Source organism: Streptomyces sp. GLSS-08 (assembly GCF_056387915.1).
This window is the reverse complement of sequence record NZ_JBWJAQ010000015.1, coordinates 129,704-147,040: the sequence shown is the minus strand read 5'-3', so window position 1 is coordinate 147,040 and position 17,337 is coordinate 129,704. Positions and strand designations below refer to the sequence as shown.

Annotated in this window: 7 protein-coding genes and 2 pseudogenes; 6 read left to right on the top strand and 3 right to left on the bottom strand. The window is 73.5% G+C overall.

Annotated features, from left to right (window positions below; all coding sequences use genetic code 11):
- Positions 1-22: 22 nt before the first annotated feature.
- Positions 23-1,681, bottom strand: a complete 1,659-nt coding sequence (locus AC0ZLC_RS25425) for a molybdopterin-dependent oxidoreductase (RefSeq protein ID WP_476754281.1) — start codon at positions 1,679-1,681, stop codon at positions 23-25.
- Positions 1,682-1,795: 114 nt separating this feature from the next.
- A pseudogene (locus tag AC0ZLC_RS25420) lies at positions 1,796-2,555 on the bottom strand (hypothetical protein).
- A gap of 14 nt (positions 2,556-2,569) precedes the next feature.
- On the opposite strand from AC0ZLC_RS25420, the pseudogene AC0ZLC_RS25415 reads away from it, so the two are divergent.
- From AC0ZLC_RS25415 to AC0ZLC_RS25395, 5 genes and pseudogenes are all read left to right on the top strand, one after another.
- Positions 2,570-2,827, top strand: a pseudogene (locus AC0ZLC_RS25415) (heavy metal translocating P-type ATPase); the annotation flags it as partial.
- A 479-nt stretch (positions 2,828-3,306) separates the two neighbouring features.
- Positions 3,307-7,287, top strand: a complete 3,981-nt coding sequence (locus AC0ZLC_RS25410) for a SpoIIE family protein phosphatase (RefSeq protein WP_476754299.1) — start codon at positions 3,307-3,309, stop codon at positions 7,285-7,287.
- Entirely contained in the window at positions 7,287-7,592 is a 306-nt protein-coding gene (locus tag AC0ZLC_RS25405; RefSeq protein ID WP_476754280.1) for an STAS domain-containing protein, read from the top strand. The genes AC0ZLC_RS25410 and AC0ZLC_RS25405 overlap by 1 nt, the downstream gene beginning before the upstream one ends.
- A 100-nt stretch (positions 7,593-7,692) precedes the next feature.
- On the top strand, positions 7,693-8,094 hold the full coding sequence (locus tag AC0ZLC_RS25400; protein WP_476754279.1) for an STAS domain-containing protein: 402 nt from the start codon (positions 7,693-7,695) through the stop codon (positions 8,092-8,094).
- 42 nt (positions 8,095-8,136) lie between these two features.
- Positions 8,137-10,332: a SpoIIE family protein phosphatase gene (locus AC0ZLC_RS25395; protein WP_476754278.1), complete on the top strand. Its 2,196-nt coding sequence runs from the start codon at positions 8,137-8,139 to the stop codon at positions 10,330-10,332.
- Positions 10,333-10,463: 131 nt separating this feature from the next.
- On the opposite strand, the gene AC0ZLC_RS25390 is transcribed toward AC0ZLC_RS25395, so the two are convergent.
- Positions 10,464-10,754, bottom strand: a complete 291-nt coding sequence (locus tag AC0ZLC_RS25390) for a hypothetical protein (protein WP_476754277.1) — start codon at positions 10,752-10,754, stop codon at positions 10,464-10,466.
- Between the two features lie 283 nt (positions 10,755-11,037).
- Here AC0ZLC_RS25390 and AC0ZLC_RS25385 point away from each other — a divergent pair, with 283 nt between their 5' ends.
- Entirely contained in the window at positions 11,038-17,325 is a 6,288-nt protein-coding gene (locus tag AC0ZLC_RS25385) for an amino acid adenylation domain-containing protein (RefSeq protein WP_476754276.1), read from the top strand.
- Positions 17,326-17,337: the final 12 nt, after the last annotated feature.

Here is a 17,337-nt window from a genome sequence, read left to right as displayed (position 1 = left end):
CGGTGACCACCCGCGGGCGCGGTCAGTCCACGGTGACCACCACCGAGTGCCATCCACTGGCTCCGTCGGGGATGGTGCGGGTGCGCCGCTGGGTCTGGGTCCGGCCGGTGCGGTCGGTGGCCCGCACGGTCAGGGTGTGGGCGCCCCGGGTGGCCTTCCAGGGCAGGGACCACTGGAGCCAGGTGTCGCGGGTGTCCTGGGCGGCCAGGTCGGCCCGCCGCCAGGGGCCGTCGTCGATGCGGACCTCGACCTTGTCGATGCCGCGGTGCTGGGCCCAGGCGACCCCGGCGACCATGACGGTTCCGGCCGCGGGGCGGGCGAACGGCTTGGGGGTGTCGATCCGCGTCTGGGTCTTGACGGGCGCCCTGCGGGCCCACTTCCGCTTCACCCAGTACGGGTCGTAGGCGTCGAACGTGGTGAGTTCGATGTCCTCGATCCACTTGCAGGCCGACACGTAGCCGTACAGGCCCGGCACCAGCATGCGGACCGGGAAGCCGTGTTCGAAGGGCAGCGGCTCGCCGTTCATGCCGACCGCGAGCAGCGCGTCACGGCCGTCCATGACGTCCTCGACCGGGCTCCCGATGGTCATACCGTCGACCGAACGGGCCACCAGCTGGTCGGCCGGGCCGCCCTTGGCGGGCGGTTCCACTCCGCATTCGGTCAGGAGATCGGCGAGCCGTACGCCGATCCAGCGGGCGTTGCCCACGTACGGGCCGCCGACCTCATTCGAGACACACGTCAGTGTGATGTGCCGCTCGACGAGTTCACGGCGCAGCAGGTCGTCGAAGGTGAGAGTCATGGGGCGGCTCACGCCCTTGCCGTGGATCCGCAGCCGCCAGGTGGTGGCGTCGACCTTCGGTACGACCAGCGCGGTGTCCACCCGGTAGAAGTCCTTGTTCGGCGTCACGAACGAACTGACGCCGGGGATGCGCAGTTGAGCCCCTTTCGGTACCGGGGCGGCGGCCGACGCGGGAGCCGGAAGGACCAGGTTGCTGCGTGAGGCCACGGCGCTCCGGCCGCGGGAGTTGTTGAGCGTCCGCCCGACGGCCCCCGCGGCGGTGGAGGCCGCCGCGGCGGCGGTGGCCGCGATGATGAACCCGCGCCGGTCCCAGCCTGCTTCCCGCGTCACGGCGGCCGGGCCGGCCGGCCCGGCCGCCGCGGGGGTGTCCCCGCGCGGCTGGGTGTCCGGCGCGGGCGTGTGTGCGGCCCTGCCGGGGACAAGCCTTCCCGTCAGCACATACAGCACGCCGGCCCCGGCGATCACGCCGACCGCGGAGGGAAGGGCGTCCGTCCAGCTCGTGGAGTCGGGACGGCTCGTCGCAGCCCACGCGCCCACCACTGCGAACAGCAGCACGCCCGCTGCCCCGGTCCTGCGCCGGTATGCGGCCAGTACTCCGAGAAGCAGGGCGAGAGCAGTCAGGGCGGCCAGGATGCCGAGCTGCAGAACGAGTTTGTCGTTGGTGCCGAAGTGGCGGATCGCGTAGTCCTTGACCGCGGCCGGTGCGCGGTCGATGGCGGCGGACCCCACCGCGACCACGGGTCCTGCCTGCGGCCGCACTGCCGCGGACACCAGCTCTGCGACCGCCAGCGCCGTGTAACCCGCCACGAGGCCGCTGACGGCCCCGAGCAGGCAACGACGCCAGGCGGGCCGGGCCCTCGGCGCTTTTTGGTCTTCGCTCACATGGGGAATCCGGCACGGACCGGCTCTCGGATTGGCCGCTCACCCGATCGAAGGAACCTGGGTTTGGACCAAACCTTTCGCCGCGCAGCTTCGTATCAACACCGCGTGGGCGGGTCAGTGGTGTTCGGTGCCGGTGCGGTCCTGGTGCTGTGCGGCGGGGGCGGGGCGGCTGGTGGTGGAGAGGGTGAAGGCGGCGGTGCGGACGCTGCCCTGGTGCTTGAAGTCGAGGAAGAGGCGGTAGGTGCCGTCGGTGGGGGCGGTGGCCATGAAGGAGATGCCGGGGCCGGGCGCGGTGGTGCCGTCGCCGGGTTCACCCTCGGGGTGGACGTGGAGATGGGCGAGGTCTCCGGCGCGCAGGGCGACGAGGTGTCCGTAGGCGCCGAGGTAGGGCTCGAGGTCGGTGACGGGCTTGCCGTCCTTCGCGACCCTCAGTGCCAGGCCGGTTGTCCTGCCGGCTGTGAGGGCCGCCGTCGAGGGTGACGGTGTAGCCGTCGACCTCCGCCGTGGCCTTCTGCGGAGGCAGGTCCTGGGGCCGGTAGGAACCGGCGGCGGCGAGGTCCGCCCCCAGCGTGAGGGGCTTGGCTCCCCGCCCTGCCGGGGTGAAGTCGGCGAAGACGCCGTAGTCGCCTGCCGCGGGCAGGTCGACAGGGGTGCTCCAGGTGCCGTCGGCGGCCCGGGCCGGGTGCAGGTGGCGGTAGGTGTTCAGATCGCGTGAGGCCACGATGAGGTGCAGTTCCTTTTCGTGGGCGGTGGCGTAGCCGGTGACGGCCCTGCCGGCCTCGTCCTTGATGGCGAAACGCACGAGCCTGGCCTGACCGGCGGTCAGGCGGGGGGTCAGCAGGTCGAGGGTGTACCCGTCCTGGGAGATCTGCAGTCCGCCCGGGAGGGGCCGCGATCGAGGCCGGCGACCTGACCCTGGTCCGCGGTGACCTCAGGGCGGCGGCCGACGCGATCCGCCTGTCCCGCAGGACGCCGGGCACCATCAGGTCCAACCTCTTCTGGGCCTTCGGCTACAACGTCGCCGCCCTGCCGCCGGCCGCGGCCGGCCTGCTCAACCCGATGATCGCCGGAGCGGCCATGGCCTTCTCCTCGGTCTTCGTCGTCGGCAACAGCCTGCGGCTGCGCTCCTTCCGCGCCGGCAGCTGAGCCGCCCCGCCCGCCGTCCCCCCGCCTCCGGCCACCCGGGCGGGGGCGACGGCACATCCGGCCGCCGGACCCGTACCGGATCATCCGTCCGCCCCCGTCTGGGACAATGTCGGGCCTGGACCGGAAGAGGCCCTCGGCCTGCGAAGACGGACGGGTCTCCGTCGGCGTCGGACGACGGTTACGGGGCAGACAGGCATAGGCATAGGCACGCGGTCAGGGGACGTTCGGGTGCGTGTTCGACAGAACAGTGGCCGCGGGACGGGCCGGCGTGAGGGGACGGGTATCGCGTGGAGCGTTGGGACGAGGCCGGCCACGGACCGCAGGTGACCGCGGCCGGCAGCGACGTGTTCGCCGCCGACCGTGAGGTGGGCGGGGACCTCGCCGCGGTGGACTGGGCGGCCACGCCCCTCGGTCCGCCACAGCAGTGGCCGCAGAGCCTGCAGACAGCCGTCAGCATTCTGCTGTCCTCCCGGTTTCCCATGTGGATGGCCTGGGGCGAGCAGCTGACCTTCTTCTGCAATGCCGCCTACCGGCGTGACACCCTCGGCCGCAAGTACCCGTGGGCGCTGGGCCGCCCGGCGAACGAGGTGTGGGCGGAGATCTGGGACGACATCGGCCCGCGCATCGAAGCCGTGCTCAGCACGGGCGAGGCCACCTGGGACGAAGGGCTGCTGCTGTTCCTGGAGCGCTCCGGCTACAGCGAGGAGACGTACCACACCTTCTCCTACAGCCCCCTGCGCGACGACGCCCGCGACGTGGTGGGCATGCTGTGCGTGGTCAGCGAGGACACCGACCGCGTGATCGGCGAGCGGCGCATGGCCACCCTGCGGGACCTGGGCTCGGACCCGAGCGTGATCCGCACCGAGCAGGAGGTGCTGGCCTTCGCGGACCGGCAGCTCGACCGCAATCGCAGGGATCTGCCCTTCACCCTCACCTATCTCTTCGACGGCGCCACGGCGCGGCTCGCCGGCACGGCCGGCATCGGCGCGGGCCATCCGGCCGCACCGCTCACCCTGCCCCTCGACGACCCCGCCGCCCTGTGGCCCGTCACCGCCCTGAGCAGAGGTGAGACCGCCCTGGTCCCGCTCGCCGGCGACGCCTTCGCGGACCTGCCCCGCGGCGACTGGCCCGAACCGCCCGAGCAGGCGCTCGTGGTCCCGCTGCTGCAGCAGGGCGCCACCCCCTACGGCTTCTGCGTGGCGGCACTGAACCGCTACCGCGTGCTGGACGAGAGCTACCGGGGTTTCGTCGAGCTGACCGCGGGACACATCGCCTCCCGCATCGGCAGCGCACGCAGCTACGAGGCGCAGCAGCGGCGGGCCGAGGAACTGGCCGAACTGGACCGTGCCAAGACCACCTTCTTCTCCAACATCAGCCACGAGTTCCGGACCCCGCTGACCCTGATCATGGGTCCCCTCGGGGAGCTCCGCACCCAGCTCGCCGGCACCGGAGAACACGTACGGGAGGAACTCGACGTCATCCACCGCAACGGGCTGCGGCTGGGCAAGCTGGTCAACACACTGCTGGACTTCTCCCGCATCGAGGCGGGCCGCACGCAGGCCCGCTTCGAGCCGGTCGACCTGGCCGCGGTCACCGCGGAACTGGCCAGCGTGTTCCGCTCGGCCGTGGAGAAGGCGGGGCTCGCCTTCGAAGTGTCCTGCCCGCCCCTGGACGAGCCGGTGTACGTCGACCGCGGCATGTGGGAGAAGGTGATCCTCAACCTGCTGAGCAACGCGCTCAAGTTCACCTTCGACGGTGCGATCCGGGTGGGCGTGCGCGGCGACGGCGCACATGCCGTGGTCACCGTCGCCGACACCGGGATAGGCGTGCCGGAGTCGGAGATGCCCCGGCTGTTCGAGCGGTTCCACCGCATAGAGAACGCCCGCTCCCGTTCGAACGAGGGCAGCGGCATCGGGCTGGCCCTGGTGCAGGAGCTGATCGGCCTGCACGGCGGAACGATCACGGCTGAGAGCACGGAGGGCGAAGGCACCGCCTTCACCGTCCGGCTGCCGCTCGGGACGGCTCATCTGGCGCCCGGGTCCGTGGCGGAGGCCGCCGGCCCCGCCGCGGCCTCCGCCACCGCCGACCCCTACGTCCAGGAGGCCCTGCGCTGGCTGCCGGCGAGCGAGAGGGCCACCGCGGCGCAGGACACCGGGGTGCGGGCCGGGGCGGACGGCACCGCGCCCGGCCCGCAGCCCGGTGTCCGCGCCCGGGTGCTGGTGGCCGACGACAACGCCGACATGCGCGAGTACCTCACCCGCATCCTGGCCAAGGCGGGATACGAGGTCACCACCGTCACCGACGGTGCCGAAGCCCTCCACTCCATCCGCCGCGACACCCCCGACCTCGTCGTCAGCGACGTGATGATGCCCCGGCTGGACGGGCTGGAACTGGTGGCGCGGCTGCGCGAGGACCCGCGTACGGCCTCGGTACCCGTACTGCTGCTGTCGGCCAGGGCCGGGCAGGAGGCATCGATCGAGGGACTGCAGGCGGGCGCCGACGACTACCTGGTCAAACCCTTCGCGGCCGCCGAGCTGCTGGCCCGGGTGCGCGCGAACGTCGAACTGGCCCGGCTGCGCAGCCATCACGTCCGCTGGCGGACGGCACTCATCGACTCCCTCCAGGAGGCCTTCTTCGTCTGCGACGAGTCGGGAGCCGTCGTGGAGATCAACGCCGCGTTCACCGACATCCTCGGCTACGGCCCCGAGGACCTGCCCTACGCACCGGTCCACCCCTGGTGGCCCGACGCCGCCACCGACCCCGACGCACACCGTCAGGTCGGCGACGCCTTCGCCGGCCTGCTGGAACGTGCGCAGGGCTCCTACACCGTCCCCGTCACCCACCGCGACGGCCACCGGCTGTGGGTGGCCGTCACCTACAACAAGGCCCAGGACCCCGACACCGGACGCCGGGTCACCGTCGGCACCTTCCGTGACGTCACCGCCGAGCACTACGCCGTCCAGCGCGAGACCGCACTGGCCGCCGTGAGCACCTCCCTGTCCCGGGCCGCCAGTCTGCCCGAGGCGCTGTCCGGCGCCCTCGCCGAACTGAAGACCCTGTGGCGCGCGCGAAGCGTGGTGGCCGCCGTCTTCGAACGCGGTGACGTACCGGCCCTCACCGCCACCGACCCGGACCTGCGGTGGGAGGACCTGCCCGCGGAACGCCGGGACGCACTGACCGGACTGCGCCGGCAGCCCCCGCTCACCCCGGTCGCCGAAGGCACCGGTTCCGGTGTCCTGCTGGAACACCCCGACGGCCCGCTCGCCGTGTGGATCGACCTGGGCGAGGACCGCCCCTTCACCTCCGAGGACCAGCTTCTGCTCTCGCTGCTGGCCGGTCATCTGGCGCAGGGCCTGGTCCGGGCCCACCAGATCGACCAGCAGCGCGAGACCGCCATCGCCCTGCAGCGCGCCATCCTGGGCCCCTCCACACTCCCCGCCGGCTTCGCCGTGCGGTACGAGCCCGCGACCCGCCCGCTGGAAGTGGGGGGCGACTGGTACGACACCGTCGCTCTGCCGGACGGGCGCACGGGCATCGTCGTCGGAGACTGCGTCGGACGGGGCCTGGAGGCGGCCAGCGTGATGGGGCAGCTGCGCAGCGCCTGCCGCGCGCTGATGCTCCAGGAAGCCGGCCCCGCCAGGACCCTGATGGCGCTCGACCAGTTCGCCGCGAGCGTTCCGGGCGCCCTGTGCACGACGGTGTTCTGCGGCGTCCTGGACCCCGCGACGGGGAAGCTGACCTACTCCAGCGCCGGACATCCGCCGGGCATCCTCGCGCACCCCGACGGCACCACCCTGCTGCTGGACGAGGGACGTTCCCTGCCCCTGGCCGTCCGCCCGGGCACGCAGCGCCCCGAGGCCGCGTGCACCCTGCCCGCGCGGGGCACGCTGCTGCTGTACACCGACGGGCTCGTCGAACGCCGCCGACGCCCGCTCGGAACCGGGATCGCCCAGGCCGGCGAAGCCGTGCAGGAGGGCCGCGACGTGCCGGTCGAGGACCTCGCCACCGAGGTGATGTCGCGGCTCGCACCGGACGGCGGCTACGACGACGACGTCGCGCTGCTCCTCTACCGCCACCCGGCACCGCTGGAGATGGCCTTCCCGGCCGAGTCCTCCCAGCTCGCGCCGGTCCGCAAGGCGCTGCGCGGCTGGCTCGCCCAGTGCGACCTGCCCGTGCACACCGTGCAGAACGTTCTCATCGCCGCCGGGGAGGCGTGCGCCAACGCCATCGAGCACGGTCACCGGCACGCTCCGGGGGAAACCGTGCGGCTGCGTGCCGAGGCCTTCGTCGACAACCTGCGCCTGACGGTCGCCGACAGCGGCCGGTGGAAGGTCCCGCAGCCCGACCTCAACCCCCACCGGGGCCGGGGCGTGGCCCTCATGAGGGCCGTGGCGCAGCAGGTCACCCTCACCCCCGGCCCGTCCGGCACCACCGTCGACATGCAGATGAGGATCGTCTGATGACCACCCCCCTGACCATCACCCCCGGCAGACGCCCGGACGGTACTCCCCGGCTGACCGTCAGCGGCGAGATCGACATGAGCAACGCCGGCTCCCTGGCCGTTGCCCTCCAGGACAGCCCGGGACCCCTCGTGGTGGATCTGACCGCGGTGGAGTATCTCGACAGCGCCGGGCTGAGCGTCCTCTTCGCCCACGCCGCCCGGCTGGAACTCATCGTCACGCACCTGCTGGAGCCCGTCATCACCGTCTCCGGCCTCGACGGCCTGGCCACCGTCCACGGCCCCGACAGCGCACCGCAGCCATGACCGGTGCGACACCGCGCGCCCCTCACGGCGGCGCCCGCCCCGCCCCGGCCACCGGCCAGGACGCCGCCACCGCAGTGCCCGAGACCCCCAGCCAGGAGTGATGACAGACGTGTCCGACGCTCTCGACATGACCGCCCGGCACATCGGCGACCACATCGTCGTCACCGTCACCGGAGACGTGGACCTGCATACGGCACCCACCCTGCGCGCGTATGTCCAAAACCTCGTGCACCAGGGTGCTCCACACCTGGTCCTGGACCTGCCGGGAGTGGACTTCGTCGACTCGAGCGGGCTCAGTACCTTCATCACCCTCCTGCTGGAGACGGAGAAGGCGGGCGGCTCGCTCCGCCTCGCCGACGTCCCCGACCGCCTCAAGCGCATGGTGACGGTCACCGGCATCTCCGCGCTGCTGCCCGTCCACGCCACCGTCACCGACGCGCTGGCCGGCCGGCCCACCGGCACCGCGGCCGACGGTGCCGGCACCGACCGCCGGCCACGATGATGGCCGGCGATATTCGGGGCAGGTGGTCGGCATGGGGACGACATGAGGGCTGAGCACGAGCGGCGGGCGGGGAGCGGTGCCCCCCGGATCCAGGACACCGACCAGGACCTGTCGCTGCTGTTCGGGACGTCCACCGCGCTGTTCGCGTCCATGACGGGCCCCGCGCACGTGCTGGAGGCGGCGAACCCGGCCTTCTTCACGGCGATCGGAGGCGGACGGCGGGAACGCACCGGCGTGCCGCTGGTGCAGCTCATGCCCGAGCTGGCCGCCCAGGGCTTCATCGGACTCCTGGACCAGGTGTACCGGTCGGGGGAGCGGCACGTCGGCCGGGACACCCGTGTCGTCATCGGAGTCGGCGAGGACGCCCACGAGGCGTACTTCGACTTCACCTACGAGGCCCGGCGCGACGCCGGCGGCAACGTCATCGGCGTGCGCATGGTGGGCGTGGAGACCACACAGGTCAAACACGCCCGGCGGCTGGCCGCCGAACAGCGCGCCCTGCTGGAACAGATCGCCCGCCAGGCACCGCTGCCGGACGTGCTGGACGGCATGTGCAGGACGATCGAGGAACTGACCCCCGAGGTGATCGTCTCGGTACTGCTGGCGGACCAGGACGGCCGGCACCTGCGGCACGGTGCGGCTCCCGGCCTGCCGGACTTCTACAACCGGGCCATCGACGGCATCGCCACCGGCGAAGGGGTCGGCTCGTGCGGCACCGCCGCACACCGGCGCCGGAACGTGATCGTCAACGACATCGCCACCGACCCCCTGTGGAAGGACTTCCGCGACCTCGCCGGCCGGGCGGGACTCGCCGCCTGCTGGTCGACACCGATCCTCGCCAGTGACGGCCGGCTCCTGGGCACCTTCGCGATGTACCACCGCACCCCCCGCGCCCCGCAGGACACCGACCTCGCACTGGCCCGCGTCTTCGCCGACACCGCCGCCCTCGCCATCGAGCGGCACCACGCCGAACAGGCCCGGCAGGCAGCCGACGCCCGGGAGAAGGCCGCCCGCGACGACCTCGCCTTCCTGCTGGCCGCCAGCACCGCCCTGGCCGGCCGGCTGGACGAGAGACAGACACTGCAGCGCCTGGCCACCCTGGCGAGCCCGGCACTGGCCCCCCTGGCCACCGTCGACATCCTGGAGGCCGGACGCGTGCAGCGGGTGGCCACCGCCGCGCGGAGCGAGGCGGCACGCAGCCTGCTCGCCGCCTGCGTACCGGCCCAGGACGACGCCGTCGCGCGCGTCCTGAACTCGGGGCTGACGGAAGTGGCACGCCGCACCCCCACCGGACCCGGCCCCTGGCACGAGCTGGGCGTCACCGGATACGTCTGCGTCCCCCTGGTGGACCGCGGGCGGCCCTTCGGCGCCGTGACCCTGCTGTCCGCGGACGGCCACTCCTTCGACGGCCACCGGATCGCCCTGGCGGAGGAACTCGCCCGCCGCACCGCGTCGGCCGCCCGCAACGCGCGTCAGTACACGCAGCGCGCCGCCCTCGCCCGCGACCTGCAGACCGGCCTGCTGCTGCCCGACCTGCCCGACGTCCCCGGCGCCCGGCTCGCCGCCTTCTACCACCCGGCCGGTGAAGGGCTGGAGGTCGGCGGCGACTTCTACGACGTCTTCGAACGGGACGACGGCAGCTGGGCCTTCATCCTCGGCGACGTCTGCGGGCGCGGCGCCATGGCCGCCACCACCACCGCCCTGGTCCGCCACACCGCTCGCGCCGTCGCCTCGCTGCTCGACGACCCCGTCGACATCGTCAAGGCGGTCGACAAGGCCCTGAACGACCGCCACGCCCACCAGAACAACGGCTTCGTGACCCTCGTCTACGGCCACCTCGCACCGGCCGCCGAAGGACTCGCCGTCGAGCTCGTGCGAGCCGGGCACACGTTGCCCCTGCTGCTGGACGCAAGCCACGTGGCCGACACGGTCGAGGCATCCGGCGGGCTGCTCGGCACCGGCCTCCCGCTCCGGCTCACCGCCCGCCGTCTCACGCTCCGCCCCGGCGAGAGCCTGCTGCTGTACACCGACGGCATCACCGAGTGCAGGGCCGCAGGCACCGAACAGTACGGCGAGGCACGCCTGGCCACGGCCATGGCCTCCGTCCCGCGCGGGGCGGCCGCGGCCGACGTCGTGCGGGCCGTGGCCGAGGACGTCCGCGCCTTCATGGACGGCCGGGAGGTGGAGGACGACCAGGCCGCCCTGGTCATCACCGCCGACGGGCCTAGCCCGTCCTGACCGCAGCGCGCGTGGGCCTGCCACGACCCGCGACAGGGAACTCCGGGCGCGGGCATTAGCCGGGAACTGGCGGGTGCCCGCACCCGGAGCAGGGCGCAGTCGTCATGAAGCAGCCCGCGGTGCGGTGCGGGTCAGGAATCGTAGTGGTCCCGGCTTCCGGACTTGGCCAGCCCACGGCTGATCATGTAGCCGACGGTGAGGATCACGATGTACCACCAGGCTTTGTCGGCGCGGAAGTAGTCGAGGTGCCCGTCCTCGCTCCCCACCACCAGGGACGCGATCAGGACCGCGATGACGGCAGCGACGTAGACGAAGAATTCCGTCGTCTTCAGGGCCGACTTGGTCTCGGTCGCCAGGCGGCGCGTGTGCTGTCCGGCGGTGTCGGCGCCGGTGCGGTGGCCGGCCGGGTTCGCAGTGGTCATGGCAGGAGTCCGATCCGTTGTGCGAAGCACGTGGTGCACTCCACGGCTGGGACCACGCCGGTCGACGCCGTCCCGCATCAGCGGGTACCCCTATCCGGGAAACCATCCCGCTTCCCCGCCCCGATTGGACATTCACCGGATCCACGCCCCGAAAAGACCGGTGGAAGAGCGCGCCGTACGGCCGTCACGGCAGCCCGGTCTGCTCGCGGTACTGCGCCTTCTTCCCTATGGGCGTCCTCCGGCCGGCGGCAGTCTGCTGCAAAACACGGCTTGGAGGCTCACAGTGACAGCAGGCCCTGCCCCCGAAGGGGCACCGTACGACGTCGACACCCGCACGGCATCCTTCGCGCAGCGCCGGCTGTGGTTCCTGGACCAGCTGGCCGGAAACTCCACCGCATCGATGCTCCCGCTGGTCCTGCGGCTGCGGGGCGCCCTCGACGCGGCCCGGCTCGAGCGGTCCCTGGCCGGGATCGTGACCCGGCACGAGGTGCTGCGCACCCGGTTCACCGCCGTCGACGGCGAGCCGGTACCGGTCGTGGACACCCCCGCCGGCTTCGTCCTTGAACGCGTCGAGGCAACCGGACCAAACGACCTGTTCGCCCGGTGCCTGGACCGCCCCGTCGACCTGTCCGCCCAGCACCCGCTCCGTGCCACGCTCGCCCGCGTGGCACCCGACGAGCACCTGCTGCTGGTGGAGGTGCACCACATCGCCGTGGACGGCTGGTCGTGGGGCGTGCTGCTGGACGAACTGGCCGCCGGATACCGCGGCGAACCGGTCGCCGCGCCCGCGGTGCGCTACGCCGACCTCGCCCGCACCCAGCGCGAACGCCTCCGCGGCGAACGGCTGGAACGCCTGCTCGGCCACTGGCGTGAGCGGCTCACCGGCCTCACCCCGCTCGACCTGCCCACCGACCGGCCCCGGCCCCGTGTCTGGGACGGCTCCGGTGACGTCGTGCGCTTCGACCTGCCCGCCGATCTGGTCACCGCCGTCGACGCCCTGGCCAGATCCCGGCGCGCCACCCGCTACATGCTCCTGCTCACCGCCTACCAGGCACTCCTCGGCCACTGGTCGGGCCGCACCGACGTCGCCGTGTGCAGCACACTCGCCGACCGCGCCCAGCGCGGTGCCGGGGCCCTGATCGGCCCGCTGGTCAACACGGTCGTCCTGCGCACGGACCTGGCCGGCCGCCCCGGCTTCGCCGAACTGCTGGACCGGGTGCGGGACCGGGCACTGGCGGACCTCTCCCACGCGGAGGCCCCCTTCGACCTCGTGGTCGGCGCGCTCGGCGGCGCCCGCGACCTGTCCCGGCACCCGCTCGCCCAGGCGTCGTTCACCCTCCTCAACACCCCGATCCGCCCGGTGCTGATGCCCGGCCTGGACGTGACGCTGGTCGAGCCGCCGCTGACCGGGACACCGCTCGACGTCTTCCTCGACCTCACCCTGCGCACCGACGGCAGCATCGCCGCCATCCTCCAGTACGCCACCGCCCTGTTCGACGCCGCCACCATGCGCGCGTTCGCCCGTGCCTACGTCGCGCTGCTGCGCGCCGTCCTGGCCGACCCCGTCACCCCCGTGCAGGACCTGGCCCGCGCGCTGCCCGCCGGACCCGGCGGCCCCGCCCGCCCCCGCCCCCACTGGCACCACGCTCCCGACCGGCCCGCGGACCCGGCGCCGCCGGTCGCCTTCACCGGCGACCCGGACGCCACCGCACTGCTCTGCGGCGACGACAGCGCCACCTACGCACAACTGGACACCATGACCGGCTCACTCGCCGCCGCGCTGCGCGCCGCCGGCGTCGGCTCCGGCAGCCCGGTGGGAGTCCTGCTGCGCCGCGGCCTGTGGTCCGTCGCGGCCATCGAGGGGATCTGGCGGGCGGGCGGCGCCTACGTACCCCTGGACCCCGAACTCCCCGCCGAGCGGCTGAAATTCATGGCGGACGAGGCCCGCCTCACCTGCGTGCTCACCGACCCCGCGACGGCGGCCACCGCCACCGCACTCGCACCGGTCACCGTCGACGTCACCACCCTCACCCCGGCCACGGACGGCCCCCGCCACCGCCCGCACCCCCGCGAACTGGCCCACGTCATCTTCACGTCGGGCTCCACCGGCCGGCCCAAGGCCGTGGGCGTCGAACACGCCGCGCTCGCCTCGCACGTGGCCGCCACCCGCGAGCGGCTCGGCATCGGCGCCGCCGACCGGGTGCTGGCCTTCGCCTCCTTCTCCTTCGACGCCTCACTGGACCAGGTGCTGCCCGCCCTCACCTCGGGCGCCACCGTCGTCATGCGCCCCGACGAGCCCTGGCTGCCCACCCAGGTGCCGGAGATCGTCCAGCGGCACACCCTGACCGTCGTCAACGTGCCCCCGACCTACTGGTCGGAACTGACGCTCTCCCTCGACCGGCGCCTGGCCGCGGCCCTCGCCCCCCTGCGGCTGCTCGTCCTCGGCGGCGAGGCCGTCCCGCCCGACACCCTCGCCGCCTGGCGGGCCGCCGTCCCCTGGGTGCGCGTGTGCAACGCCTACGGGCCCACCGAGACCACCGTCACCGCCACCACCTACGACGCCGACGACCCGCCCGCCGACACCGTGCCCATCGGCCGTCCCCTCGGCGGCCGGCGCGTGTACGTGGTCGACGCCGACGACCAGCCGGTACCCGTCGGCGTCCAGGGTGAACTCCTCATCGGCGGCACGGAAGTGGCCCGCGGCTACCTGGGACGCCCCGCCCCGACCGCCGAACACTTCGTCCCCGACCCCTACGGACCGCCCGGCGGCCGCCTCTACCGCACCGGTGACCTCGTCCGCTGGACACCGGGCGGAGAACTGGAGTTCCTCGGCCGCCGCGACGACCAGGTCAAGATCCGCGGCTTCCGGATCGAACTCGGCGAGGTGGAGAGCGTGCTGCGGGCCTGCCCGCAGGTCGCCGCGGCCGCCGCCCGCCCCGACCGCGCCACCGGGCGCAGCCTCACCGGCTACGTCGTACCGGCCCCGGACGCGCCCCGCCCGCCCAACCGGGCGGACCTGCGCGCCTGGTGCGCACGCCATCTGCCCCACTACGCCGTCCCCTCCGACTTCGTCGTCCTGGACGCCCTCCCGGTCGGCGTCTCCGGCAAACTCGACCGCTCCGCCCTGCCCGACCCCGCCCGCCCGGCCGCCGACCCCGCCCGCACCGCACCCCGCGACGAGACCGAGCAACTCGTCGCCGAGGTGTGGGCCGACGTCCTCGGCCTGGACCGGATCGGCATCGACGACAGCTTCTTCGACCTGGGAGGCCACTCCCTGCTGGCCACCATGGCGGTCTCCCGCATCGCCCAGCGCCTGGGCCGCGAGATCGAACTGCGCACCGTGTTCGAGAACCCCACCGTCCGGGGCTTCGCCCCCTGCGTGGCCGCCGCCCGCGCCTGTGGCGCCGGTGAGGTGGTGCCCGTCGACCGCGACCGGCCGCTGCCGCTGTCCTTCGCCCAGGAACGGCTGTGGTTCCTGGACCGCACCTCCGAACGCGGCGACTCCTACCTGCTGTGGTACTGCTGGCGCACGCGCGGCGGCCTGGACCGCACCGCCTGGCAGCAGGCCCTGGACGACCTGGTGGAACGCCACGAGGTGCTGCGCACCGCGCTCATCGAGTCCGACGGCCGCCCCGTGCAGCGGATCTGCGACCCGGTGGGAGTCCCGCTGCACTGGGAGAAGGCACCCGGGGCCCCGGACGAGCAGACCCGGCTGGAGGCGGTACGGCGCCGGGCCGTGACCCTGGCCACGCGCCGCTTCGACCTCACCCGGCCACCCCTGCTGCGGGCCGGCGTGTGGGAACTGGCCGACGACGACCACGTCGTGCTCCTCGCCCTGCACCACGCCGTCACCGACGGCTGGTCCAAGGGCCTGCTGCTGGACGAACTCACCCAGCACTACGAGGCCCGCCGCGCGGGCCGGCGCGCCCAGCTGCCGCCGCTCGCCGTGCAGTACGGCGACTTCGCCGTCTGGCAGCGCGAGCGCGCCGACAGCGGCGCCCTGGAACCCCAGCTCGCCTACTGGGAAAGCACCCTGGAGGACGCACCCGCGCTGGAGCTGCCCACGGACCGGCCCCGGCCGTCCGCGTTCACCGGCCGGGGCGGCGCCGTGGAGGTCGACCTGCCCGCCGCTCTCGTCGACCGCGTGGACGCCTGCGCCCGCGAGCTGGGCGCCACCCGGTTCATGGTGCTGCTGGCCGCGGCCCAGGCGGTCCTGGCCCGCTGGTCGGGGCAGACCGACGTGTCCGTGGGCACACCCGTCGCCGGACGCGGAAGGCTCGAACTGGAGCCCCTGGTCGGCTTCTTCGTCAACACCGTCGTGCTGCGCACGGACCTGTCCGGACGGCCCACCTTCACCGGGCTCGTGGACCGGGTACGGGACGTCGTCCTCGGCGCCTTCGACCGCCAGGAGGTGCCCTTCGAACGGGTCGTGGAGCGGCTGCGCCCCGAACGCGACCTGTCCCGCAACCCCTTGTTCCAGGTCATGGTGGACGTCCAGGACGCCTCCACGGGCGGCTCCACCCGGCCGGGGCCGGCCGCCACCGACTTCCCGCTGCCCTGGGGTTCGGCCAAGTTCGACCTGACCGCCACCTTCGTCGTCCGGGAGAACCGCTTCGCCCTCAACGTCGAGTACGCCGCCGACCTGTTCGACCCGTCCACCGCCACCCGGTTCGCCCGGCACGTCGGGCGGCTGCTGGAGACCCTCGTCGCCGACCCCGCGGCACGCGTCGACGAGGCACCGCTGCTCTCGCCCGGGGAACGGGACCGTCTGGTGGCCGGTGCCGGCCGGGACACGGTGCCCGCGCCGGGGTTCCGGGTGCGCGGCCGGGCGGACGCCCCGGCCGTCGTCTGCGAGGGCACGACCCTCGACCACGCCCGGCTGGACGCCCTGACCGGCGGACTGGCCGCAGCCCTGGCCGACGCGGGCGCTGCCCCCGGCGACGCCATGGGCGTGTGCGTCGGCCGGGGCGTGTGGCCGGTCGCCGCGATGCTCGCCGTCTGGCGGGCCGGCGGCGTGTACGTCCCGCTCGACACCCGCATCCCCGAGGAACGGCTGCGGTACATGCTCCGCGAGGCCGGGGTGCGGCACGTGGTGTGCGACGCGGACACTTGGGACAAGGTGACCCGGCTCGGGGCCACGGCGATCGACGTCGGCCAGGTCCGGCCGGCCCCCGACGGCCCCCGGCACACCCCCCGCCCCGACGACCTCGCCTACGTCATCTTCACCTCCGGCTCCACCGGCCGCCCCAAGGCCGTCGGCGTCGAACACCACGCCCTGGACGCCCATGTGGCCACCGCCCGCGAGGCGTTCGCGCTGACCGCGGACGACCGGGTGCTCACCTTCGCCTCCACCTCGTTCGACGCGTCGCTGGAGCAGATCCTGCCCGCGCTGAGCGCCGGGGCGACGGTGGTGGTGCGCCCGGACGAGATCTGGGCACCGGAGGAACTCGCCGCCCGGGTCGCCGCCGAGCGGGTGACCGTCATGGAACTCACCCCGTCCTACTGGGCGGAACTCGTCGCCCGCCTGGACACGCTGGCACCGCAACTGGCCTCACTGCGGCTGCTGGTGACGGGAGGAGAGGCACTGCCCGCCGACCCCCTGGAGCGGTGGTTCGCGCACCTGCCCGCGGTACCCGTGATCAACACCTACGGCCCCACCGAGGCGGTGATCTCCGCCACCGCGCACACCGTCGAGGCGGTCCCGCACGGCCGGGTACCCATCGGCCGCGCCCTCGGCGGCCGCCGCACCTACGTCGTCGACGCCCTGGGCGAGCTCACACCGGACGGCGTACCGGGCGAACTCCTCATCGGCGGAGAGGAGTTGGCGCGGGGATACCTGGGCCGTCCCGCACTGACCGCCGAGCGTTTCGTGCCCGACGCGTTCGGCGGACGAGGCGGCCGGCTCTACCGCACCGGCGACGTCGTACGCCGACTGCCCACCGGCGAGCTGGAGTTCCTCGGCCGCAACGACGACCAGGTCAAGATCCGCGGGTTCCGCGTCGAACCGGGAGAGGCCGAGGCGGTGCTGCGCCGGCACCCCGGAGTGCGGGGCGCGGCCGTCGTGGTGCGCACCCTGCACGGCGAGGCCGCCCTCGTCGCCTACACCGCGGGCACCCACCTGTCGCAGGAGTCCCTGGAGCGGCACTGCCGCGAGCACCTGCCCCACTACCTGGTGCCGTCGGCGTTCGTCCTGCTGGACGCCCTGCCGCTGACCGTGCAGGGAAAACTGGACACCGCCGCCCTGCCCGAGCCCGTGGCACGCGCACCGCACGCCTTCGTGGCACCGCGCACCCCCGCCGAGACGGTCGTCGCGCAGATCTGGTGCGAGGTCCTCGACCTGCCCCGGGTCGGCGTCCACGACGACTTCTTCGCGCTGGGCGGCCACTCCCTGCGCGCGGTGTCGGTCGCCTCCCGCCTGCGGACCGCCTTCGACTGCCCGCTGCAGGTCCGGGACCTGTTCGAGCACCCCACCGTCGAACGGCTCGCCGCCGAGGTGGAGCGCCGGCTGCTGGAGCTGATCTCGCAGCTGAGCGACGAGGAGATCGACCTGTCCCTCACGGCCGGCCTCTGACCCCGTCGCCCG

Coding starts and splice junctions, on each gene's coding strand:
- AC0ZLC_RS25410 (WP_476754299.1), top strand. CDS start 3,307: ATGTGGATGGCCTGGGGCGAGCAGCTGACCTTCTTCTGCAATGCCGCC.
- AC0ZLC_RS25405 (WP_476754280.1), top strand. CDS start 7,287: ATGACCACCCCCCTGACCATCACCCCCGGCAGACGCCCGGACGGTACT.
- AC0ZLC_RS25400 (WP_476754279.1), top strand. CDS start 7,693: ATGACAGACGTGTCCGACGCTCTCGACATGACCGCCCGGCACATCGGC.
- AC0ZLC_RS25395 (WP_476754278.1), top strand. CDS start 8,137: ATGAGGGCTGAGCACGAGCGGCGGGCGGGGAGCGGTGCCCCCCGGATC.
- AC0ZLC_RS25390 (WP_476754277.1), bottom strand. CDS start 10,754: ATGACCACTGCGAACCCGGCCGGCCACCGCACCGGCGCCGACACCGCC.